The organism is Peribacillus sp. P4_B1, assembly GCF_056402395.1.
Genome location: NZ_JBFUHM010000189.1, coordinates 1 through 522 on the forward strand (window position 1 = coordinate 1; position 522 = coordinate 522).

At 40.1% G+C, this 522-nt stretch carries 1 pseudogene; it reads left to right on the forward strand.

What is annotated here, in order from left to right:
* Positions 1-522, forward strand: a pseudogene (locus AC1DVK_RS27200) (IS3 family transposase); the annotation flags it as partial.

Here is a 522-nt window from a genome sequence, read left to right on the forward strand (position 1 = left end):
TTGAAGTTGGAGGAAGGCTGGTCATATCGTCGGCTTCGTGAGCGATTTGGTATCAAAAGTGATGCACAAATAGCGAATTGGGTAAAGAAAGTGCAAAATAATGAGCCTTTTGAAGACCAACGTGGTGTATGGAACCGTAAGAATTTTACTAGTGTAGAAGAAGAAAATGCTTATCTGAAAGCGCAGGTGGACTATTTAAAAAAGCGMAATCCAAATCTACATGGGAAGGAATGGTCCTGAAAGCCGAAAGGTTTCAATTGATTGATGAATTGAGGAAAACACACCCACTCGCGTGGCTAATAAAAATCGGTGAAGTTTCAAGAGCTGGCTATTATAAATGGCGGAAGACTCAGTCTAAACAGTCTCGGAGACTTGAGAAAAACCTATGGATAAAAGAACATATATTAGCTATTCATAAGATACATCCGTACTACGGATATAAGCGGATGACTCGAGCTTTATTCAGAGAGGGAATCGTTGTCAATCATAAGTGTGTTCGTCGCTTGATGAGAGAATTAGGAG